Consider the following 21,108-nt stretch of genomic DNA (forward strand, 5'->3'; position numbering starts at 1 on the left):
TTGCGTGAAATGACAGAAAGGTCGACGGGCAAGGCCACCGTGAGGGTGGGTTTGTCCTTTGCGGCATTGTCCCTGCTGGCGATGTCGCTGGCGTTGCCGGCCGCCCCCGCCATGGCCGAAGTCCCAGTTCCGCGCTTGTCGCCGAAGTCGGACGTCGCGCTCGCGATGCTGACGACGGCGCCGCCGGCCGCACCGATCAGGATGGGGCCACGCCTTCCCCTTCGCTACGCGATCGAGCGCGAGGCCAAGGTCGACGTCTCGATCGCCGTCGCCGAGTTCTACGCCGCGCGCGACTATGAGCCGGTGTGGACGGAGGAGCGCGCCGAAGCCTTGCGCGCGCGCCTCGCCGCGGCGGCGGGCGACGGGCTCGACCCGGACGATTATAGCGTGCCCCGCGCGGCGCCGGGTGTCTTCAGCGCGGCCGCCGAAGACGTGACGCTGACCGAGGCGGCGTTGCGCTATGCGAACGACGCCTATTCCGGCCGCCTGGAGCCGCGCTCGGTCTCGCGGATCATGACGATCGAACCGCCCAAGCTCAACGAGGCGCGCTTCCTGCGGCGCATCGCGCGGGCCGGCAACATCGACGCCGTGCTCGAAAGCGTGCACCCGCAGCATCCGCAATTCCAGGCGCTGCGCGGCAAGCTGCGCGAGATGCTGGGCGAGAGCGAGGAGCGTCCGCCCGCCGTGGGCGCCGGTCCGAACCTCAAGCGCGGCGTCCACGAGCCGCGCGTCGCGATCCTGCGCACCCGCCTCGGCGCGACCCTCGTCGACGGGGACGATCCGAACGTCTTCGACGAAGTGGTCGAGGAGGCGGTGAAGGCCTATCAGCGCGAGCGGGGGCTCATGGCCGATGGCATCGTCGGCCCCCACACGCTGCGTTTGATCGACGAGGGCGCGGGCGAGGCGCCGATCGCTACGCTGATCTCCAACATGGAGCGCTGGCGCTGGATGCCGCGCTCGCTCGGCGAGCACAATGTCTTCGTCAACATCCCGAAATTCGAGGTGACGGTGACGCAGAACGGGGCCGTCACCTACGAGGGCCGCGTGATCGTCGGCGCGCCGGGCACGCCGACGCCGATCTTCTCCGACGAGATCCAGCACATGGTCGTCAATCCATACTGGAATGTGCCTTACTCGATCGCCTCGTCGGAGATGCTGGGCGGCATCCGCGCCAATCCGTCGGGCTATTTCGCGCGACGTGGTTACGAGGCCGTTTACAATGGTCGCGTCGTCAATCCGGCATCGATCTCCTGGAATCGGGACACCTTGCGCCGTGTGCGGATCCGGCAGAAACCGGGGCGGAACAACGCGCTCGGTTCGGTGAAATTCATGTTCCCGAACGAGCATGCCGTCTATCTCCACGACACGCCGACAAAGCACCTCTTCTCGCGGGACGGCCGGGCCCTCAGCCATGGCTGCGTGCGGGTCGATCAGCCCTTCGAATTCGCCGATGCGCTGCTTTCCGAGGAGACCGACCTCTCCGGCAAGGCGCTGGAGCGCATGGTCGGCGGCAAGGAGCGTTGGCTGAAGATGGCGGTCCATATTCCCGTCCACCTCGCCTATTTCACGCGCGAGGTCGGGCCGGACGGCGCGCTCGTCCGCTATGGCGACATTTACGGGTACGACGCCAGAACCCAGCGCGCGCTGGGTCTTTGAGGCGCGCAGACCGTGCACAGGGTCTGCCACCTGATGTTGCGCCGCCGCAACATCAGGTGGCGATTCCCAAGATGGTCTTTCCCAAGGGGGATTGATCGGTTAAGCCTCCGTCAAGTGTTGGCAGGTAATGCGAGTACCACGCCGGATGATCGGTGTGCCCTGGCTATGGGTTCGACAGGGGGCGGTTTGTCTGCATCTCGAGTGATTTCCGGTCATGATGACCAACGGAGCTGTTCCAACGCCGGCATCGCGCGGCGATTTGGGGCGTATGCCTTTGGGCGCATGGACCGATTGATCGCGGCGGCGCTTCTCGTCGCGGCGATCCTGGGTGGAGCGGTGACGCCGGCCTTCGCGGCGAACCGCACGATCGAGCTCTACTTCACCCACACCCGCGAGACGCTGAAGATCGTCTATAAGCGCAACGGCCAATATGTCCCGTCCGCGCTGCGCGATATCAACCGCTTCCTGCGGGATTGGCGGCGCAACGAAGCCACCAAGATGGACCCCGAGCTGCTCGACCTCGTCTGGGACGTGCAGCAGCATTTCGGCGGCCGCACGATCCATGTCGTGTCCGCCTATCGCTCGCCGGCGACGAATTCGATGCTGCGCGGCCGCTCGCGCGGTGTCGCGAAGAATTCGCAGCACATGCTCGGCAAGGCGATGGATTTCTATATCAAGGGCGTGAAGATCTCCGACGTGCGGGCCTACGGCATGTCCCGCCAGGTCGGTGGTGTCGGTTATTATCCGCGCAGCAACAGCCCCTTCGTCCATCTCGATACCGGCAGCGTGCGCGCTTGGCCGCGCATGAGCCGGGGTGAGCTGTCGCGCGTGTTCCCCGACGGAAAGACCTTGCATCTGCCGTCCGACGGCAAGCCGCTGTCCGGTTACGCCGAGGCGCAGCAGCTCGAAAAGTCCGGCAAGCTCGCCAAGCTCGATCGTTCGGGTGGCGGCGGCGGCGGCTCGTTGTTCGGCTTCGGCGGTGGTGGTGGCGGCGGCGGCGGTTCGCGCTCCTCCGGCGGCACCAATGTCGCCAGCCTCAACACCGGCGTCATCCGCCCCGGCAGCGTGAGCGCCCAGGCGCCGACGACGCGGTCGCGTGCGGCGAGCCGCGCCGAGGAAAAGAAAGTCGACGAGCCGGTTCGCGTGCAGACGGCATCGCTCGGAACCGCGGCTTCGTCGTCCTCCAGCAACGATGATAGCAGCCAATCGGGCGGCCTTTTCCGGCAGCTTCCGAACGTGTCGCTCGGTGGCCTGATCGGCCGCTTCCGTGACGATGACGAGGCGGAAGACGAAGCCGATGCCGAAGTCCGGTCGGTCGCGCCGCCCTCGGCGCCTCTGACAGCCGTCGCCTCGCAGGCCCCCGCGACCCCCGCGGCCCCCGAGGAAGCGCCCGCACCGGTGGCGACCGGGCCCGCGCCGATCCCCCGGATCGCGCCGCGGACGGACACCCCCCCGAGCGTTCCGGCGACGGCCGAAGGCGCGCCTGACGAGACGCCGAGCGAGAACGAGCTACCGATCGTCGTCGCCGCGCTTCCGCCGCAGCGCCCGACCTTGGTCAGCGCCACCCCGGCGAGCGACACGACGACACTCGGCTACGCCACCAACAGCGGCCCCGACTTGGACACGGCCTCGCCGCTCAGCCAGACGGCGGCCATGATCCCGCGGAGCGCGTTATCGGAGCCGGTGCCGCCGGCTTCCTCGCCGCAGCTCTCGCGCCAGCTCGCACCGCCGCCCTCCGTCACGCGTCCGATGGTTGACGCGGGTCTGTCTCCCGTGCGCGGGGCGAGCCCGGCGCTGATTGCCGACAGCTCGGGCATCTCCGAAGGCCGCTTCGCGACCCTGACGGCGCCCGATCAGGACAATGCGGCCCGGGGCGGCATCCTGATGGCGCAAGGCTTCCTCGGCACCCCGTCCGGCTTCCAGGACGGCGTCACCGACTGGCCGACCACGGATCGCTTCACCGGCGTGCGGATCACGGTCTTCGCGAAGCCCCGATCCTGACGGTCGCCCGTCTGGTCGGGGCCGCGAGTCGGCCCCGCCGCGCGTTCCTGTTCCGAACTGAAACGTGATTTGAAGGCCGCCGCTTCGGCGGCCTTTTTCGTGGTGCGGTGTCAAGGCGAGGAGCGTCGGACGGTCGTCGGTCGAAAGCGTCGAGCATCGGGCCGTCGGACGAGGGGCGTCGGGCAAGAGCAGAGGACGAGAAGGGCGCGGCATCGTTCGCCTCGCGGCCGGATGCGCGGCGGCGTGGGGCGGGGCGTCCAGTCTATCGGGAAAGGGGACCGCGGGGCGGTGGGGCTCGGCCTCTTCGTCGTGCGGCGCGGGTGGCGGCCGTCTTCGCGAAGCGGAGCGGGTCGTTCAAAGGAGGGTGGAGCGCGATCGCGGCGGTTGATCCGCCTTCAAAGCGGGCGCGCTCCCCGTGTCGTAACCGTTGCGGCGTCGAGTCCGGCTATCAAGCGCACAGGTCGCCGGAGCGGGTGTTACGCGGCTTCGGCGCGTCGCTCGGCGTCGTCTTCGCTGAAGCGCATACCGAGAGCCTGCATATAGAGATCGAGGATCGCCTCGTGCTCCTGGCGTTCGTTGGGCTCCTGCTTCCGCAGACGCACGATTTGTCGCAGGACCTTCGCGTCGAACCCGTTGGCCTTCGCTTCGGCATAGACGTCCTTGATGTCGTCCGCGATGCCTTGCTTCTCTTCCTCGAGCCGCTCGATCCGTTCGACGATCGCGCGAAGCTGATCGCCGGCTACACCACCATTCACCATGGTCGCACTCCTTGTGTTTCTAGCCCAGCGAGCTTGCCGAAGGATGCGGCGGGATCAATTGGGGGAGGCATCTTGGTCCCCGTTGTCCTCGCTTTCTCGGAGCCAGAGTGAATCGCGCGTTAAGTCGGAACGGCGCCTTGCGTCGGCGGAGTGCGCGAGGAGGAAATGCGTGAAGCCAATTGGGCGAGAATTGGTGCGCATATGGGATCACGTTCCGATCGGAATCCGGGTGCCAAACGAGGTTGCTGCGATTTTCTGTTGATAAGCGATTGGCCATCTCGGGTCGTTGCAAAAATAGAACATACTCGAATTGGGTGTGGTCGATTCGCGTGTGGGGGCATTGCTTTGTGCGTCGGCTGCCGCATGTGGGATGTTCAGCACGTTGCAACCCAAAGAAGTTCCCAAAGAACAATTGGTGGAAAATCTTTGACGTTGACGCGGTGTTAAATTTTTCTTCACGCGAGACAGCAATACTGCTGTCCGTCACGGCGTATAAAAACGGATGACTATAATAGGTCGAATTGTCGAGATTTCAGCTTCGCGTCAGCATGATGGGCTATCGATCGACAACATTGTGTTGCGGAATCGATTCGCAGCGGTTAACCAGCAAGTCGGTGTATCCGGCGTGTTAGGCGTGTCCAGTACGACGCGATTGACAAGGAGCGAGCAACCTCGCATGAACGCGTGGGTTAGCGCCGCGAACACGTGTATGATGAACGAAAAAAGGACGGCTCGCAGCACATGTTCCGCTTCTTTGGCCGAGTAGCCTTCTCCGTCTTCCCGCTTCTTCTCGCTGGAGCGGCGCTGGTTTCAGCTCCTACCGAAGCCCGTGCAGAGCTCCGCCTCTGCAACAAGACCCCGGTCCAGATCGGCATCGCCATCGGCTACAAAAGCCATGAGGAGTGGGTCAGCGAAGGCTGGTGGAATCTCGAGGCGGACAGCTGCCAGGTGGTGGTCGAAGGCCCGCTTCCCTCCCGCTATTATTATCTCTACGCGCTCGACTACGAAGAAGGCGGCGCCTGGGGTGGCACGGCATTCATGTGCACGCACGACAAAGAATTCACGATCGAAGGCACCAGCGACTGCGTGGCGCGCGGATATGAGCGTCGCGGCTTCGTCGAAGTCGATACCGGCGACAAACTCTCCTGGACGGTCCAGCTCACCGAGCGCCCGAAAGTGGGTATCGGCGGACAATGAGACGCGAGCGACGGGTTCGAATCGTCGCCACTCTCGGTCCCGCATCTTCCAAGCCTGAACAGATCGACGCCCTTCACAGGGCCGGTGCGGACGTCTTCCGCATCAACATGAGCCACACCGACCACGCTCTCCTGCGCAGCCTCGTGTCCCATATTCGAGGTGTCGAGGAGGCCGTCGGCTCGCCCATCACGATCCTGGCGGACTTGCAGGGGCCGAAGCTTCGCGTCGGCACATTCGAGGATGGCAAGGTCACGCTGGAAAGCGGGCAACGCTTCACGTTCGACCAGGTGGACCAGCCGGGCAACGCAGAACGCGTCTTCCTCCCGCACCCGGAAATCCTGCGCGCCCTGCGGCCCGGACATCGCCTCCTCCTCGACGACGGCAAGCTCTCCCTCAAGGTGATCGAAGCCGGCCCGACAAAGGCGGAGACCGAAGTCGTCCAGGGCGGCGTCCTCTCCAACCGCAAGGGCGTTAGCTGTCCCGACACGCTGCTGCCGGTCGGTGCGCTCACCGAGAAGGACCGCTCCGATCTGGAAGCGGCGATGACCGTCGGCGTCGACTGGGTGGCGCTCTCCTTCGTGCAGCGTCCGGACGATCTCGCCGAGGTGCGCAAGGTGGCGCGCGGCCGGGCCGGCCTCCTGTCGAAGATCGAGAAGCCGCAGGCGATCGACCGGCTGGACGAGATCATCGAGCTTTCCGACGCGATCATGGTGGCGCGCGGCGATCTCGGCGTCGAAATGCCTCTCGAGGTCGTGCCGACACTGCAAAAGCGGATCACTCGCGAGGCGCGCCGCGCGGGCAAGCCCGTCGTCGTCGCGACGCAGATGTTGGAGAGCATGATCACCTCGCCGGTGCCGACCCGCGCCGAGGTCTCCGACGTCGCGACCGCCGTCTATGAGGGCGCCGACGCGGTGATGCTGTCGGCCGAATCGGCGGCCGGACAGTTCCCGGTCGAGGCCGTTTCGATGATGGACAAGGTCGTCCAGGCGGTGGAGCGGGATCCGAATTACCGTTCGATCATCCGCGCCCAGCGGCTCGAACCGGAGGCGACCGGGGCCGACGCTCTCGCCGCCGCCGCGACGCAGATCGCCGAGACGCTGAACGTGTCGACCATCGCATGCTACACGACCTCCGGCTCGACGGCCCTGCGCATGTCGCGCGAGCGGCCGTTCGCCGAGATCCTCGCCCTTTGCCCCGAGCTCGCCACCGCGCGGCGCCTGGGTGTCGCCTGGGGCGTGACGACGGTGGTCTGCGAGCGGGCCAGCGACCTCGAGAATTTCATCGCCATGGCAGGCGCCCGGGCGGTCGATCTCGGTGCGGCGAAGACGGGGGATCGCCTCGTCGCCGTGGCCGGCGTGCCGCTCCATACGCCGGGTGTGACGAACGTTCTTCAACTCGCATTCGTCCGCTCCTCCGACGAGCGCTGACCCGCCCCGCAGGATGATCCTTCGAACGAACTGATTTCGCTCGCTGGCCGCGGGGTGCGGCTCGTCTCTTGCCAATGCAACTCAAGGGTGTTTATGCTACCTTAGGTGTTGCGGCGAGGGAAGGACATGGTGGACTTTTCGTTCGGAGGTCGGTTTCGCCGGCGCTCACGCCCGAAGCACCCGGTCGGGACCGGCTCGGAGGCAGCCCGGCCGCTGCTGTCACGCCCCTTGGGCAGCTTGAGGTCGAGTTGGGGCGGCGGCGTTTTCTTTCGCCGCAAGGCCGCCCGGGATCCGGGTGAGGCGCTGCGCGATCCGCGCCAGGCCGCGATTGTGTTCGGCCTGCGCAATCAACGTCCGCGGGCCACCATGCCGAAGGCCGATGCGCGCCTCGCGGCGCTCCTCGACCGCGCCGCGCCGGATGAATGTCTGAACGCCGCCTTCGTGCTGCGGTGGGGCCGCCCGTCGGAGATCGCGGCTGCCGGCACCTCGTCGGAGCCCGTCAGACCCCCGTTCCGCGACACCGATTATTATGAGGCGCTCGCCCATTGGCTCGGTTGCCGGTTCGACCATGGCCACACATTGAGCGAGCTCGTTCGCGATTCGCGGGCCGAATCGGTGTTCTGCGAGGATGGTGCGATCCTGCGCTTCCTCGTCGACGGGCGGCAGGTCGTGGCGATCGCGCCATCGCCGACGTGGCTGCCGTCGCTCGCAAGCCTCGTCAGCCGCTGTCCGAAGGCCGCCGACCGGATCATCATCGTGCCTCCGCATGCGATCGACGCCGCGGTGGGCGAGGAGAGGCCGCGGATCAGCGCCGGCCGGCTCGATCCGATCCATGAGATCCCCGCCATCGCGCTCGCCGACCGCGTGGTGACTCGGCCGCAGGTGCTGGCCTTCGGCCTCGCGCTCGCCGCCTTCGCCGTCGTCGTCGCGGTGGCGCCGTTCGTGATGCTCGGTTTGCTCTTCGTCACGACGACAGCGATCCTCCTCGCCTATGCGGCGAGCCGGGGTCTCGCGCTCATGCGGCCCGATCGGCCGCGCCAGCCCCGCCGGCGCCTGAAAGCGTCCGAGCTTCCCGAATATTCGATTCTCGTCCCGCTTTTCCGCGAAGGCGAGGGGATCGCCCATCTCGTGCGCGCCCTCCGCCGCCTCGACTACCCACCCGACAAGCTCGACATCCAGTTCCTCGTCGAAGCCGACGACGCGATCACCCGCCGCGCCGTGATGCGCCATGCGCACGATCTGTCGTGCCGGATGACCATCGTTCCCCCAGGCTCACCGCAGACAAAGCCGCGCGCGCTCAATGTCGGTCTGCGTCAGGCCCGCGGCAGCCTCGTGACGATCTATGATGCGGAGGATCGGCCCGAGCTCGATCAGCTCCGCGTCGCCGCCGAGACCTTCGCCGCCGCCGCGCCCGACATGGCCGCGCTGCAAGCCAGACTGTCGATCGATCATGCGGGCGACACCTGGCTGACGCAGATGTTCGCCATCGAATATGCGTGCCTCTTCGACCACGTGATGCCGATGGTCGCGGGCGAGGAGCGGATTCTGCTCCTCGGCGGGACGTCGAACCATTTTCGGACCGACGCCTTGATCCGCGTCGGCGGGTGGGATCCCTACAACGTCACCGAAGACGCCGACCTCGCGATCCGTCTGCGGCGCGGTGGATACCGCATCGCGATGATCGAATCGCGGACCTACGAGGAAGCGCCGATCAGTGTCGATGCCTGGCTGAAGCAGCGCTCACGCTGGTTCAAGGGCTATATGCAGACGTGGCTCGTGCACAACCGCCGGCCACTGGTCTTGCTCCGGGAGCTCGGCTGGGCCGACACGAGCCTCGTCCATCTGTTCATCATCGGCGCTTTGACGGCGGCGCTCGCCCACCTCGTCTTCGTGGGGCAGCTCGTCCTCGCGCTGACCGGCCTCGCGCCGCTTCTCGCCGGCCCGTCCGGCGCGCTCACGGCCATCCAACTCGTCAGCGTGCTCTTCGGCTATGGGGCGAGTTTTGCGCTTGGCGCCGTCAGCATCCAGTCGCGGCGGGGCGAGCGGATCAGTGTCTGGGCGGTGCTATGGTTTCCGCTCTATTGGATCCTGATGGGGGCGGCCGTTCTCCTGGCGCTGCACGACCTCATCCGCTCTCCTCATTATTGGCGCAAGACGATGCACGGTATCGCCTCGCGTCCGGCCCGCCTACGGGCCCGCCCCGTGCCCCTCGCCGGCCATCCGACGAAGCGCGCGCCAACGCCGACCGGGGAGAGGCGATCGACCTCGTCGGATCGTGCCTGATCCGGCGCGGCTCGCCGCCTGCCATCTGCGCTTCGGCGGGCCAGATCGGCCGGACAACCACGGCGCGTCGAGATTGGACGCCGGACGAGCGGTGGATGTGGCGCCAGCGGCGATTGAGCCTGCTCGCAGTCGCAGCCGCAGCCCGTGCCGAGGCCGAGACCTGGCCCGAGGAGCGACTGTTTCGACGGCTCGAAACCGGGGCGTAGCTGCGCAAAAGGCAAGTTTGGCTGCTCGACCTTGGGCAGGTCACTGGTGCTCGGGAGGTGATCGCGGCGTTCGTGTGGTTCGACCTCCTCCCCCTCGAAGCGCCATGGCGAGGCCCGAGCTTCAGGGGCTACGAGAAGGATCGGGGCGTGATTGAAAGGAGGTCGATTGTTTGGCGCCGCTTGTCCGAGCGGGATCGGATAAGCGGCGCCAGCATAAAGCAGGGTGACGCGCGCCATGGCACAAGCGTGGAAGCACAGCGTGTTTCGTTCTGATTAGCGGGTGCGCCACGCACGAAGATGCCCCCTGCCTAGGAGACGCGGCCAGGTCCGAGTGTGGCCGGGCGGCTTTTCCGCCCTCGTGGCCTCGCCGTGCTCGTGGCCTCGCCATGCTCGTGACCTCGCCGTGCTCGTGACCTCGCCGTGCTCGTGGCCTCGCCATGCTCGTGACCTCGCCGTGCTCGTGGCCTCGCCGTGCTCGTGGCCTCGCCGTGCTCGTGGCCTCGCCGTGCTCGTGGCCTCGCCGTGCTCGTGGCCTCGCCGTGCTCGTGACCTCGCCGTACTCGTGGCCTCGCCGTGCTCGTGACCTCGCCATGCTCGTGGCCTCGCCATGCTCGTGGCCTCGCCGTGCCCGCGGCCTCGCCATCCTCGCGGCCTAGCCGAACCCGCCCCCTCCCGGCCGCGACGTCAGTGGGCGAAGACGATCGGCATCTCGGCTTCCTCCATCATGTAGGAGGTGAAACCGCCCACCAGCATTTCGCGGAACACGCTGTGTCCGTAGGCGCCCATGATCATGAAATCGCAGCCGCGGGCGCGCACTTCGTTGAGGACGGCCTCGGCGGCGCTCCCTCCATCGCGCGCCACGGCGGCGATCTGGGCCTTCACCCCGTGGCGGGCGAGATAGTCCATCACGACGGTGTTCTCGTGCGCGTCGAGCGGGCGGTTGCGCTCCGTCGCGACGAGGACGTGAACCTCGTCTGCGTTCACCATCAGATCGCGCGCCGAGAGCACCGCGCGGATCGCCTCCGGACTGTCGTTCCAGGCGAGGGCGCATTTGCGGCCCATCCATGCCGGCTCCCCGTCCGGCTTCGGCCGCACCACGAGGAGCGGCCGGCCGGTCGAGAAGAGGGCGAGCCCGGTGATCGAATTGTCGGAAACGTCGGACGAGCCTTTTTGCGCGCCGATCACCAGGAGATCGCAGAGGCTCATCTCGCGCACGAGATCGCCGTTCGTGCGATTTTCGAGAACGAGGAAGGTGCCGGACGCCTCGCCGATCACCGGCGCCGCCTCGTTGTAGGGAAGGCCGTGCTTACGGCAAAGACGCTCCGACATTTCGCGCGCATGCTTGAGGCGCGCTTCGGCCTGCTTCTCGACGATGCCGTCCCAGCCGCCGCCGACCATGATCGCTTCGCCGAAAAAGCCGGAATAGGAATAAACCGGATACGACACGTGGATGAGGCGAAGCTCGGCCGCGTTCGTTTGGGCGAGCTTGATGGCGGCCTCCACCGCCGTCTCTTCGTGCTCGAATCCGATCACGAGACAAACGATCGATTTGGTGGCCATAGATCTCGCTCCAATCTTCGCGGCGGGCCGGGCGCGGGAGGGTGCGCCAACTCGCGCCATGGCGTGTTGATCCTGGTCAACACCTCATCCGAGCCTGTCACTATAGACACGCAAGATGACAGGTTGGAGTCGGATCTCGATCGCCCCTCTCCCCGATCGGGGCATGCGGCGTTCCTCCCACTTTCCGATCGTTGCGCCATCGGGGCCGACCCGTTCGCGTCGCCCCCGTTCGCCCAGATGAGGAACGCCTCATGACGACCCTGCCCGCGACATCCACCTCGGAGGCGAACCGCGGCGATAGGCGCACCGCCTGGCATTCGATCGACGCGGCGACCGTGCTCGACGATCTCGCGACTTCGCCGCGCGGCCTCACCGCGGCCGAGGTCGAGACCCGGCGCCGCCGCTATGGGCCGAACGCCTTGCCCGAGACCGCGCGGCGGAGCCGCCTCGCGCGCCTCGCGGCCCAGTTCAACAACGTCCTCATCTATGTGCTTCTCGGCGCCGCGTTCGTGACGCTGCTCCTCGGGCACGTCACCGACATGGTGGTGATCCTCGCCGTGGTGCTGCTCAATGCGGCGATCGGCTACTGGCAGGAAGGGCGCGCCGAAGACGCGCTGGCCGCCGTGCGCGGCATGCTGTCGGAGACGGCGGAGGTCATTCGCGCGGGGGAGCGGTCCACCGTCGCCGCGGCCGATCTCGTTCCCGGCGACATCGTTCATTTGGAGCCGGGCTCGCGCGTTCCCGCCGATCTGCGCATCATCGAGGCGCGCGGCCTGACGACGCAGGAAGCCGCGCTCACCGGCGAGGCGATGACCGTCGTCAAATCGGTCCCGCCGGTCGCCGAGGACGCGCCGCTCGGCGACCGCACCTCGCTCGCCTTCTCCGGGACGATGGTGACGTCGGGCCGGGGCACGGGCGTCGTCGTCGCCACCGGCCAGGCGGCGGAAATCGGCCGCATCGGTGCGATGCTCGGCGATATCGAAGAGCTGTCGACCCCGCTCCTCGACCAGATCAACCGCTTCGCGAAGTGGCTGACCATGGTGATCCTCTCGGTCAGCGCGGTGGTCTTTTTGGTCGCCGTCTTCCTGCGCGACTATCCGCTCGACGAAGGGTTCATGGCGATGGTCGGCATGGCCGTCGCGGCGATCCCGGAGGGGCTGCCCGCGGTGATCACGATCACGATGGCGCTCGGCGTGCAGCGGATGGCGAACCGGAACGCGACGGTGCGCCGCCTCACCGCGGTCGAGACGCTCGGCGCCGTTTCCGTGATCTGCACCGACAAGACCGGCACCCTCACCATGAACGAGATGGTGGCGCGCTCGCTCGTCACCCACCCGCTCGCGCCGCCGACCGAGGTGAGCGGTACCGGATACGCCCCCGAAGGCACGATCGAGGGCGACGAGACGCCGGCGCGCGCCCGGCTGATCCGCGCCGGCCTCCTCTGCAACGACGCGCATCTGCGCCAAGAGGGGGACGGCCGATGGGAGGTCGCCGGCGATCCGCTGGAGGGGGCGCTCGTCTCCCTCGCGCGGAAAGCGGGGCTCGATCCGGCGCGCGCCCGTGCGGCGATGCCCCGGCTCGACGAGGTGCCCTTCGATGCGGCGAACCGCTATATGGCGACGCTGAATCGCACCGAGGACGGCAATGTCGTTCTCCTCAAGGGCGCGCTCGACCAGCTTCTGACGATGTGCGCCGATCAGGCGGCCGCAGACGGGGCGGAGCCGCTCGACGCGAACGCCTGGCTGTCCCGCATGGAGACGCTCGCCGCGGACGGGCAGCGCGTCCTCGCCTTCGCCGAAAAGCGCGTCGGCGCCGACGAGGCGATCGCGGAGGGCGCGATGAAGGACGGGTTCACGCTCCTCGGCATCGTCGGCTTCACCGACCCGCCCCGACCCGAGGCGATCGTCGCGGCGCGTGATGCGCTGCGCGCCGGCGTCGCCGTCAAGATGATCACCGGCGACCATGCCGCGACGGCGCTCGCGATCGCCGACCAGCTCGGCATCGACATCACGGCCGGCGCGCTCACCGGCCGTGAGATCGACGAGATGGACGACCAGCATTTGCGCGGCAAAGCGGGCAAGGTCGACGTGTTCGCCCGCGCCGCGCCCGAGCACAAGCTGCGCCTCGTCGAGGCGTTGCAGGCGGAGGGCAACGTCGTCGTGATGACGGGTGACGGGGTGAACGACGCGCCGGCGCTGAAGCGCGCCGATGTCGGCGTCGCGATGGGCATCACCGGCACCGATGCGGCCAAGGACGCCTCGCGCGTCGTGCTCGCGGACGACAATTTCGCCACCATCGTCGCCGCGGTGCGCGAGGGGCGCGCGATCTACGACAATATCAAGAAGGTGATCGCCTGGACGCTGCCGACCAATGGCGGCGAATCGCTCGTGATCACCGGGGCAATTCTCGCCGGGGTGATCCTGCCGATCACCGCTTTGCAGATCCTCTGGATCAATCTCGTGACGGCCATCGCGCTCGGCCTGACGCTCGCGTTCGAGCCGCCGGAGGAGACGATCATGGAGCGCCCGCCCCGGGCGCGTAATGCCGCGCTTCTCGATGCGGAGATGATCTGGCGCGTGGTCTTCGTCTCGGTCCTGATGGCGCTCGGCACGTTCGGGGTCTTCTTCCTGGCGATCGGGCGGGGAGATGATGTCGCCTATGCGCGCACGCTCGCCGTGAACGTGATCGTGGTGATGGAGATCTTCTATCTCTTCTCGGTGCGCTATCTGCACCTCACCTCGCTCACCTTCGTCGGGGTCGTCGGCACACGGGCGGTGCTCATCGGTGTCGCGCTGACGACCGCCTTGCAATTCGCCTTCACCTACGTCCCGTTCTTGCAGCGGGTGTTCGATTCCCGGCCGGTCGTGTTCGCCGACGGGCTCCTCGTCGTCGGGATCGGCGTTGCGCTGTTGCTGGTGCTGGAGGTCGAAAAGTTCGTCCGGCGGTCCCTCGGCCGCCGGATCGGTCGGCGTGGTGCCACCCGCCCGGCCTGAGGCCGTGCGGGTGAACGCTCCGTCAGGGGGTGATCGCCACCTTGAGGACGCCATCGCGCTGGTTGGCGAACAGATCGTAGGCGTCTTCGATCTCGTCGAGCTTGAAACGGTGGGTGACGAGGGCGCGTGTGTCGAGCCGGTCGGAGGCGATCACGTCCATCAGCCGGCGCATCCGCTCCTTGCCGCCGGGACAGAGCGTCGTCACGATCTTGTTGTCGCCCAGGCCGGCATGGAACGCGCCGAGCGGGATCGTGAGATCGTCCGAATAGACGCCGAGCGAGGAGAGCGTACCGCCCGGGCGCAGGATCCTGAGGGCGGCCTCGAACGTCGCCTGCCGTCCCAGCGCCTCGATCGACACGTCGACCCCGCGCCCGCCGGTGAGGCCCATGATCGCCTCGACGGGGTCGACCTTCGAGAAGTCGACGACATGGTCCGCGCCCATCGTGCGGGCGATCTCCTGACGGGCCGGGACGGCTTCGACGGCGATGATGGTGCTCGCCCCCATCAGCCGCGCGCCGGCCGTGGCACACAGCCCGATCGGCCCCTGCGCGAACACGGCGACCGTGTCGCCGATCTTCACGGCGCCGCTCTCCGCGCCGGAAAAGCCCGTCGACATGATGTCGGGGCACATCAGGACCTGCTCGTCCTCGAGACCGTCCGGGATCGGAGCAAGGTTCGTCATCGCGTCCGGGACGAGGAGATATTCGGCCTGCGCGCCGTCGATGGTGTTGCCGAAGCGCCAGCCGCCGAGCGGTTTGAAGCCGTGCGGGGTGTCGGGGCCGTCCTGCGAGTGACAGCCGCACAGGCAGGCGTTCGAGTACCCGCTCGGGGTGATCGCCCCGGCGATGACGCGCTGACCTTCGGTGTAGCCGCGCACCGCCGAGCCGAGCTTCTCGATGATCCCGACCGGCTCATGACCGATCGTGAGCCCGCGCTCGACGGGATATTCCCCCTTCAGAATATGGATGTCGGTGCCGCAAATGGTGGTGGTCGTGATGCGGATCAGCGCGTCGAGCGGCCCCACGTCCGGGATCGGCTTTTCGTCGAGGACGATCCGGTTGGTGTCGACGAAGATGGCGGCTTTCATCGTTTTCGGCATGTGACCTCCCCCAGGCGGGCAATATGTTCGCCGGAAACTTTGCCGATCCCGGAGCGAATTTGTTTGATGGACATCAACGATGCGTCGCGTCGTTTCGTCCATCGGTCGCGCTCGCCGCGCCAGGGCGGGACCCTAAGTCCTGAAAAACCGCACAATGTCTGTGCGGGGGCTCGGTCATGAGCGTGCGATGAGCGACATTACCCTCGACAGGTCGCGTTATGATGGCGCGGTGTTCGATATGGACGGCGTGATCACGACGACGGTCGGCGTGCACGAAGCGGCATGGCGCCGCGTGTTCGAGCCGGCGCTCGCCGCGCATGGCGATCCGCTCCCCTTCACCCACGCCGATTATCGCGCCCATGTCGACGGAAAGGCGCGCGCGGTGGGCGTGCGCGATTTCTTCGCCGCGAGGAGGATCAGCCTCGACGAGGCGGAGATCGCGCGGATCGCGGCCGCGAAGAACGAGGCCTTTCTCGCCGCGCTGGAGGCGACCGGCGTCGCCCCGCTCGACGGGGTGGTGCCGCTCCTGCGCGCCCTCCGCGCTGCGGAGATGAAGGTCGGCCTGTTCTCGGCGAGCCGGAATGCGCGCCACGTCCTCACCACCGCCGGCGTTCTCGGCCTCTTCGACGCGATCGTCGACGGGGTCGTCGCCGCCGAAGAGGGGCTTCGGAGCAAGCCCGCGCCGGATCTGCCCCTCGCGCTCGCCGCCCGGCTCGCCCTCCGCCCGGACCGGACGGTTCTCTTCGAGGATGCCGTCGCGGGGATCGAAGCGGGTCGCGCGGGCGGTTTCGCCCTCGTCGTCGGCGTCGCCAATGCCGAGGATGCGCCGCGCCTTCGCGCCGCGGGCGCGCATACGATCATCGCGGCGCTGTCAGAAGCGCACCTCGACCGATCCGAGGAGATCAACATTTGACCTGGACGCTGACCTACGAGGGTTACGACCCTCAGACCGCCGGATTGCGCGAAGCGCTCTGCACGCTCGGCAATGGCCGCTTCGCGACGCGCGGCGCCTTTCTCGATGTCGATGCGGACGGAACGCATTATCCGGGGACCTATCTCGCCGGCGGCTACGATCGCCTGACGACCGAGATCGCCGGCCGCAGCGTCGAGAACGAGGATCTCGTCAATTGGCCGAACTGGCTGCCGCTCCGCTTGTCGATCGACGGCGAGGCGGAGCTTGCGCCGGGCCGCGAGACGATGATCCGGCACACCCAATCGCTCGACATGAAAGCCGGCGTGCTCCGGCGCGAAAGCGAGATCAAGGACGCCGCGGGCCGCATCACGCGCCTTGCTGAGGAGCGGATCGTCAGCATGAGCGCGCCGCATCTCGCGGCCGTGTCGCTCTCGATCACGCCGGTCAACTGGTCGGGCACGCTGCGCCTGCGCTCCTTCATCGATGGGTCGGTCACGAATTGCGGCGTCAAGCGTTATCGCGACCTCGCCGGCAAGCATCTCGCGGTGGTCGATGCCGACCACACGGAGGCTCATGTCGCGCGGCTCACCTGCCGCACGGTCCAATCGGCCATCGAGGCGACGATCGCGGCGCGCACGTCGCTCTTCAACGCCCACGAGAGCGCGCCGGCCGAGCCCTATATTGACGGCGAGATGGTGGGCACGGTCTTCTCGCTGGCGGCGCGGGAAGGCGCCACGATCCGCGCCGAGAAGACGGTCGCCTTCGTCACCGTGCGCGACTCGGCGATCGCCTCGCCGCTTCTCGCCGCGACCGAGGCCGTCACCACCGCGCCGGACTTCGGCCGCCTCCTCGCCGATCATGAACGCGCTTGGGCGACGCTGTGGGCCGACTTCGACATCTCGGTCGAGGACGGGGCGAGCCAGGCGCAGCTCCATCTGCGCCTTCACCTCTTCCATCTCCTCCAGACGCTGTCGCCCCACACCGCCGAGCGGGACGTCGGCGCGCCGGCGCGGGGGTGGCATGGCGAGGCCTATCGGGGCCACATTTTCTGGGACGAGATCTTCATCTTCCGCGTCCTCAATCTGCGCGCCCCGCGGCTGACGCGCGGTCTTCTGCGCTATCGCTATCGACGGCTCGACGAGGCGCGCAAGCTCGCCGCCGCGCACGGCCTCAAGGGGGCGATGTACCCCTGGCAGAGCGCGTCGAGCGGGCGCGAGGAGACGCAGACGCTCCACCTCAACCCCAATTCCGGCCGATGGCTCCCTGACTCCACCGATCGCCAGCGCCATGTCGGCCTCGCGATCGCTCACAATGTCTGGCGCTATTATGAGGCGACGAACGATCTCGACTTCATGATCGAGGGCGGGGCGGAGATGCTGATCGAGATCAGCCGCTTCTTCGCGAGCCTTGCGAAGCACGATCCCGAGACCGGCCGCTATCATATTCGCGGCGTGATGGGCCCGGACGAGTTCCACACCGCCTATCCCGACCGGGACGACGAGACCGACCAGGGCATCGACGACAACGCCTATACCAACGTCCTCTGCTCCTGGGTGCTGACCCGCACCGTCGACGCCGTCGCCGACCTTCCCGAGCGGCGCAAGCGCCAGCTCGGCGTCTCGCTCGGCCTCACCCGCGAGGAGGTGAATCACTGGCTCGAGATCGGCTCACACCTTTACGTGCCGTTCCTGTCGAACGGGCTGATCGCGCAATTCGAGGGCTATGAGGCGCTCGAAGAGCTCGACTGGGATGCGTACCGGGCGAAATACGGCGATATCCACCGGCTCGACCGGATCCTCGAGGCCGAAGGCAAGGCGGTGAACCGCTACAAGGTCTCCAAACAGGCCGACGTTCTGATGCTGCCCTTCCTGTTCTCCTCCTCCTCGTTGGCGGAGATCTTCGAGCAGCTCGGCTATGGGTTCGACGCCTCGGCCATCCCGCGCCTTGTCGAATATTACGACGCGCGCACTTCGCACGGCTCGACGCTTTCCCTGATCGTCCATGCCTGGGTCGTCGCGCGGACGAACCGGGCGAAATCCTGGGATCTCTTCTGCGACGCGCTCCGCTCCGACGTCGACGACGTGCAGGGCGGCACCACGGAGGAAGGCATCCACCTCGGCGCGATGTGCGGCACCATCGACATGCTGCAGAGCGCCTATGTCGGGTGCGAGGCGCGCAGCAACGGCTTCAACGTCGATCCGGTGCTGCCCGAGACGCTGCGGCGGGTGCACACGAACGTGCGCTATCTCGGCCATGACGTGGAGGTCGAGGCGACGCGCGACACGGTGCGCATCGCCGTCGGCGAAGGCAGCGGCGGGCGCGTCGAGGTCGTCTATCGTGGGCGGGTGCGGCGGGTGTCGCCGGGTTCGGAGACGACCTTCCAGCTCGTCCATCCGCCGGAGAGCCGCCGCCTCATTTCAGGCGATGCCGCCAAGACGGACGGCGCCTGAGCCGCGCCGCTCAGGCGTCGCCGAGCGCGTCGTCCGCTTCGGTCTCCTTCGGCCAGACGCCGCCGATCAGGTTGCGGCCGGCGAGGAATTCCGACGTGAAGCTGTTGCGCACGCGCGGGGTGAGGACCGTCACCCGCTCCGCGATTGCGCGGCGCCGGTCCCGCGCGGCCGCCTCGTCGATCCACTCGAAACGGATGGTGTCGCCCGGCCGATGCTGGGTGAGGCGGGGCCGGTCGGCGCTCGCGACGATCGCGATTTTCGGATAGCCGCCAGTCGGCGCGCGGTCGGCGCAGAGCACGATGGGCTGGCCGTTGCCGGGCACCTGGATCGCCCCCTCGACGATCCCGTCGGAGATGATGTCGTGCCGGATCGCCTCGATCTTCGGCCCTTCGAGGCGGTAGCCCATCCGGTCGAGCGCGTCGGTCAGCGTGAACGGTTCGGCGGCGAAGCGGTCGCGGACGGTTTCGGGGAACATGTGATGTTGCGGGCCGGGAAGAACGCCGATCGTCCCGCCGGTCGGATATGGATCGTCGAAGAGGGCGGGCTCGGCAAAGGCGGGGGCAGGGCAGGGGAAGGCGGTTCCCATGTCGCGCGCGCCGAGGCCGGTGCGGGCGTTGGTCGCGAGCGAGCCGAGAACCGGCGGGCCGAAATCGATCCCCTTGACGGCGACATAGGCCCACATGCCCGTCGAGCCCGGCGTCACCGTCAGCGTCTCGCCCTCTTCGAGCGTGAGGCGCAGCGGCGGCTCGAACGTCGCGGTGCGGCCGCCGCTGATGCGGGCGGTGAAGCCCGGTCCGGTGACGGCGAGCTGCACGCGCCCCTCGGCGAAGAAAGCGGCGCCGGCGACGCCGATCTCGAAGGCGGCGCTGGTGTCGGTCGCGAGGTGGATCGCGAGCTGGAAGCGGACCCAGTCCATCGGGCCGGATTGGGAGACGCCATAGCGCATCGCGCCCTGGCGGCCGGCGTCCTGGACGGTGAGGAGGTGGTTCGGCCGGACCACCTTGAGGCGGGAGGTCTTCGCGCTCACGAGGTCGTGCGGGTCAGCCCGCCATCGTGGGTGGCGGCGAGCCGGTCCAGCTCGTCGAGCGGGACGGCGCGGAAGGCGATGCGATCACCGACCGCGAACGGCACCATGGGCTCCGCCTCGGGCCGGAAGAGGGTGATCGCGGTGCGGCCGATCACGTACCACCCCGTCGGCATCGAGATCGACGTCAGCGCGGCCATGCCGCCGGCGAGGATCAGGCTGCCCGCCGGCATGGGCGGACGGGGCTGCGGCCGGCGCGGGATCGCCAGCGCCTCGTCGACGCCGGAGAGATAGGCAAAGCCCGGCGCGAAGCCGTACATGCCGACCTGATAGGTGCCGGCGAGAAAGATCTCGCGAAGCCGCGCCTCGCTGATGCCGAGACCCGCCGCGCACTCGGCGATATCCTCCGCCGCCTCGCCTTCGAGGCAGACGGGAAGCGTCCAATGGGTGCCGGTCTCGTGCGAAGGATCGTCGTCGGGCGCGGGCAGCGCGGCGAGGAGCGCCTCGCGCGTCGTCCGCTCCGGATCGTAGAGGACGAGGAGGGAGCGGAAGGTCGGCACCACCTCGACGAGGCCGTCCGGCGCCGCGCGGTCGAACGCGTCGGCGAGGGCGGCGACGCGGCGGCCGATCTCGGGCGCGATTTCTTCGCCATATTCGACGACGAACGCATCCTCGCCGCTGCCCCGCAGAACGGCGCCGTCGAGCCAGTCCATCAGCGGCCGGCGAATGGGGCGAGGGTCACGCCCGCGCCTTCGAGCGCGGTGCGGACGGCGCGGGCGGTGTCGACCGCGTGCGGATTGTCGCCATGGACGCAGATCGAATGGATCGCCGTCGGCACGCGCGTGCCGTCATGAGCGAGGATGATGCCGTCCTTCACCATTTCGACGATGCGGCGCGCGGCAAGGTCCGCGTCCTCGATCATTGCGCCCGGCTTGGCGCGGGACATCAGATTGCCGTCCGCTTCATAGGCGCGGTCGGCGAAGATCTCCGAGGCGACGGTGAGGCCGACGGCCGCCCCCGCCCGTTCGAGCTCCGTCGTCGCGACGGCGAGGAGGGTGAGGGTGGGATCCACCGCCTTCGTCGCGCGGGCGATCGCGTCGGCATAGTCGCCTTCGACGCAAGCGAGATTGGAGAGCGCCCCGTGCGCCTTGACGTGCGTCACCGGCACGCCCTCGAGCGCCGCCGTCGCGACGAGCGCGCCGATCTGATAGGCGACCATGCGCTCGACCGCTTGCGGCGTCATCGGGATGATGCGGCGGCCGAAGCCGGCGCGATCCTCGAACCCCGGATGGGCGCCGATCGCGACGCCGTTCGCCTTGGCGAGGCGGATGGTCTCCACCATGGTGTCGGGATCGCCGGCATGGAAGCCGCAGGCGATGTTGGCGGACGTCACGATCGAGAGGATCGCCGGATCGTCCCCCATCGACCAGGGGCCAAAGCTTTCGCCGCAATCGGCGTTGAGGTCGACGGTGGTCATTGGCACTTCGATTGTCGGACTATTCGGTCGGCGGCGATGGTGCCGGGCCGGCGGTGCCCGGTCA

Annotated in this window: 14 protein-coding genes; 8 read left to right on the forward strand and 6 right to left on the reverse strand. The window is 67.9% G+C overall.

The features are described from left to right. Positions 1-9 precede the first annotated feature (9 nt). Together L1787_RS01905 and L1787_RS01910 are read left to right on the forward strand one after the other, a co-directional pair. On the forward strand, positions 10-1,656 hold the full coding sequence (locus tag L1787_RS01905; RefSeq protein ID WP_235706788.1) for a L,D-transpeptidase family protein: 1,647 nt from the start codon (positions 10-12) through the stop codon (positions 1,654-1,656). A gap of 282 nt (positions 1,657-1,938) precedes the next feature. After that, positions 1,939-3,657, forward strand: a complete 1,719-nt coding sequence (locus tag L1787_RS01910) for a peptidoglycan L,D-endopeptidase MepK (protein ID WP_235706789.1) — start codon at positions 1,939-1,941, stop codon at positions 3,655-3,657. 476 nt (positions 3,658-4,133) lie between these two features. Here the strand turns inward: L1787_RS01910 and L1787_RS01915 are convergent, their stop codons facing one another. Continuing rightward, positions 4,134-4,415: a DUF2312 domain-containing protein gene (locus L1787_RS01915; RefSeq protein WP_235706790.1), complete on the reverse strand. Its 282-nt coding sequence runs from the start codon at positions 4,413-4,415 to the stop codon at positions 4,134-4,136. A 741-nt stretch (positions 4,416-5,156) separates the two neighbouring features. On the opposite strand from L1787_RS01915, the gene L1787_RS01920 reads away from it, so the two are divergent. From L1787_RS01920 to L1787_RS01930, 3 genes are all read left to right on the forward strand, one after another. Next, complete coding sequence (locus tag L1787_RS01920; RefSeq protein ID WP_235706791.1) at positions 5,157-5,612, forward strand: DUF1036 domain-containing protein; 456 nt, start codon at positions 5,157-5,159, stop codon at positions 5,610-5,612. After that, on the forward strand, positions 5,609-7,039 hold the full coding sequence (pyk, locus tag L1787_RS01925; protein WP_235706792.1) for a pyruvate kinase: 1,431 nt from the start codon (positions 5,609-5,611) through the stop codon (positions 7,037-7,039). The genes L1787_RS01920 and pyk overlap by 4 nt, the downstream gene beginning before the upstream one ends. A gap of 237 nt (positions 7,040-7,276) precedes the next feature. After that, the gene (locus L1787_RS01930) at positions 7,277-9,322 is read left to right on the forward strand and encodes a glycosyltransferase (RefSeq protein ID WP_235706793.1); all 2,046 of its coding nucleotides are present in this window, start codon (positions 7,277-7,279) and stop codon (positions 9,320-9,322) included. 890 nt (positions 9,323-10,212) lie between these two features. Here L1787_RS01930 and L1787_RS01935 read toward each other — a convergent pair. Further along, positions 10,213-11,088, reverse strand: coding sequence for a universal stress protein (locus tag L1787_RS01935; protein WP_235706794.1), 876 nt, complete (start codon positions 11,086-11,088; stop codon positions 10,213-10,215). 251 nt (positions 11,089-11,339) lie between these two features. Between L1787_RS01935 and L1787_RS01940 the strand changes: the two genes are divergently transcribed. Next, positions 11,340-14,081: a cation-translocating P-type ATPase gene (locus L1787_RS01940; protein ID WP_235706795.1), complete on the forward strand. Its 2,742-nt coding sequence runs from the start codon at positions 11,340-11,342 to the stop codon at positions 14,079-14,081. A gap of 22 nt (positions 14,082-14,103) precedes the next feature. Here the strand turns inward: L1787_RS01940 and L1787_RS01945 are convergent, their stop codons facing one another. Next, complete coding sequence (locus L1787_RS01945) at positions 14,104-15,180, reverse strand: NAD(P)-dependent alcohol dehydrogenase (RefSeq protein ID WP_235706796.1); 1,077 nt, start codon at positions 15,178-15,180, stop codon at positions 14,104-14,106. Between the two features lie 187 nt (positions 15,181-15,367). On the opposite strand from L1787_RS01945, the gene L1787_RS01950 reads away from it, so the two are divergent. Together L1787_RS01950 and L1787_RS01955 are read left to right on the forward strand one after the other, a co-directional pair. Then, complete coding sequence (locus L1787_RS01950) at positions 15,368-16,093, forward strand: HAD family hydrolase (protein ID WP_235706797.1); 726 nt, start codon at positions 15,368-15,370, stop codon at positions 16,091-16,093. Then, positions 16,090-18,543, forward strand: a complete 2,454-nt coding sequence (locus L1787_RS01955; protein WP_235706798.1) for a glycoside hydrolase family 65 protein — start codon at positions 16,090-16,092, stop codon at positions 18,541-18,543. Before L1787_RS01950 ends, L1787_RS01955 begins: the two co-directional genes overlap by 4 nt. Positions 18,544-18,553: 10 nt before the next feature. Here the strand turns inward: L1787_RS01955 and L1787_RS01960 are convergent, their stop codons facing one another. Genes L1787_RS01960 through L1787_RS01970 form a run of 3 tightly spaced genes read right to left on the reverse strand, consistent with a single transcriptional unit; the run spans position 18,554 to position 21,044 of the window. Continuing rightward, complete coding sequence (locus L1787_RS01960) at positions 18,554-19,570, reverse strand: 5-oxoprolinase subunit C family protein (RefSeq protein WP_235706799.1); 1,017 nt, start codon at positions 19,568-19,570, stop codon at positions 18,554-18,556. Continuing rightward, positions 19,567-20,280 carry a 5-oxoprolinase subunit B family protein gene (locus tag L1787_RS01965; RefSeq protein ID WP_235706800.1) on the reverse strand — a complete coding sequence of 238 codons (714 nt, stop codon included), beginning with the start codon at positions 20,278-20,280 and terminating at the stop codon, positions 19,567-19,569. Before L1787_RS01965 ends, L1787_RS01960 begins: the two co-directional genes overlap by 4 nt. Further along, positions 20,280-21,044 (reverse strand): LamB/YcsF family protein, encoded by a 765-nt coding sequence (locus tag L1787_RS01970; RefSeq protein ID WP_235706801.1) that lies wholly within the window; start codon positions 21,042-21,044, stop codon positions 20,280-20,282. Before L1787_RS01970 ends, L1787_RS01965 begins: the two co-directional genes overlap by 1 nt. Between the last annotated feature and the right edge of the window lie 64 nt (positions 21,045-21,108).

Origin of the sequence: Acuticoccus kalidii (assembly GCF_021556395.1) — a bacterium.
Taxonomy (GTDB): Bacteria; Pseudomonadota; Alphaproteobacteria; order Rhizobiales; family Amorphaceae; genus Acuticoccus; species Acuticoccus kalidii.

What these genes read in the sequence shown, in the direction of transcription:
- L1787_RS01905 (WP_235706788.1), top strand. Translation starts at nt 10, where the DNA reads ATGACAGAAAGGTCGACGGGCAAGGCCACCGTGAGGGTGGGTTTGTCC.
- L1787_RS01910 (WP_235706789.1), top strand. Translation starts at nt 1,939, where the DNA reads ATGGACCGATTGATCGCGGCGGCGCTTCTCGTCGCGGCGATCCTGGGT.
- L1787_RS01915 (WP_235706790.1), bottom strand. Translation starts at nt 4,415, where the DNA reads ATGGTGAATGGTGGTGTAGCCGGCGATCAGCTTCGCGCGATCGTCGAA.
- L1787_RS01920 (WP_235706791.1), top strand. Translation starts at nt 5,157, where the DNA reads ATGTTCCGCTTCTTTGGCCGAGTAGCCTTCTCCGTCTTCCCGCTTCTT.
- pyk (WP_235706792.1), top strand. Translation starts at nt 5,609, where the DNA reads ATGAGACGCGAGCGACGGGTTCGAATCGTCGCCACTCTCGGTCCCGCA.
- L1787_RS01935 (WP_235706794.1), bottom strand. Translation starts at nt 11,088, where the DNA reads ATGGCCACCAAATCGATCGTTTGTCTCGTGATCGGATTCGAGCACGAA.
- L1787_RS01940 (WP_235706795.1), top strand. Translation starts at nt 11,340, where the DNA reads ATGACGACCCTGCCCGCGACATCCACCTCGGAGGCGAACCGCGGCGAT.
- L1787_RS01945 (WP_235706796.1), bottom strand. Translation starts at nt 15,180, where the DNA reads ATGCCGAAAACGATGAAAGCCGCCATCTTCGTCGACACCAACCGGATC.
- L1787_RS01950 (WP_235706797.1), top strand. Translation starts at nt 15,368, where the DNA reads ATGAGCGACATTACCCTCGACAGGTCGCGTTATGATGGCGCGGTGTTC.
- L1787_RS01965 (WP_235706800.1), bottom strand. Translation starts at nt 20,280, where the DNA reads ATGGACTGGCTCGACGGCGCCGTTCTGCGGGGCAGCGGCGAGGATGCG.
- L1787_RS01970 (WP_235706801.1), bottom strand. Translation starts at nt 21,044, where the DNA reads ATGACCACCGTCGACCTCAACGCCGATTGCGGCGAAAGCTTTGGCCCC.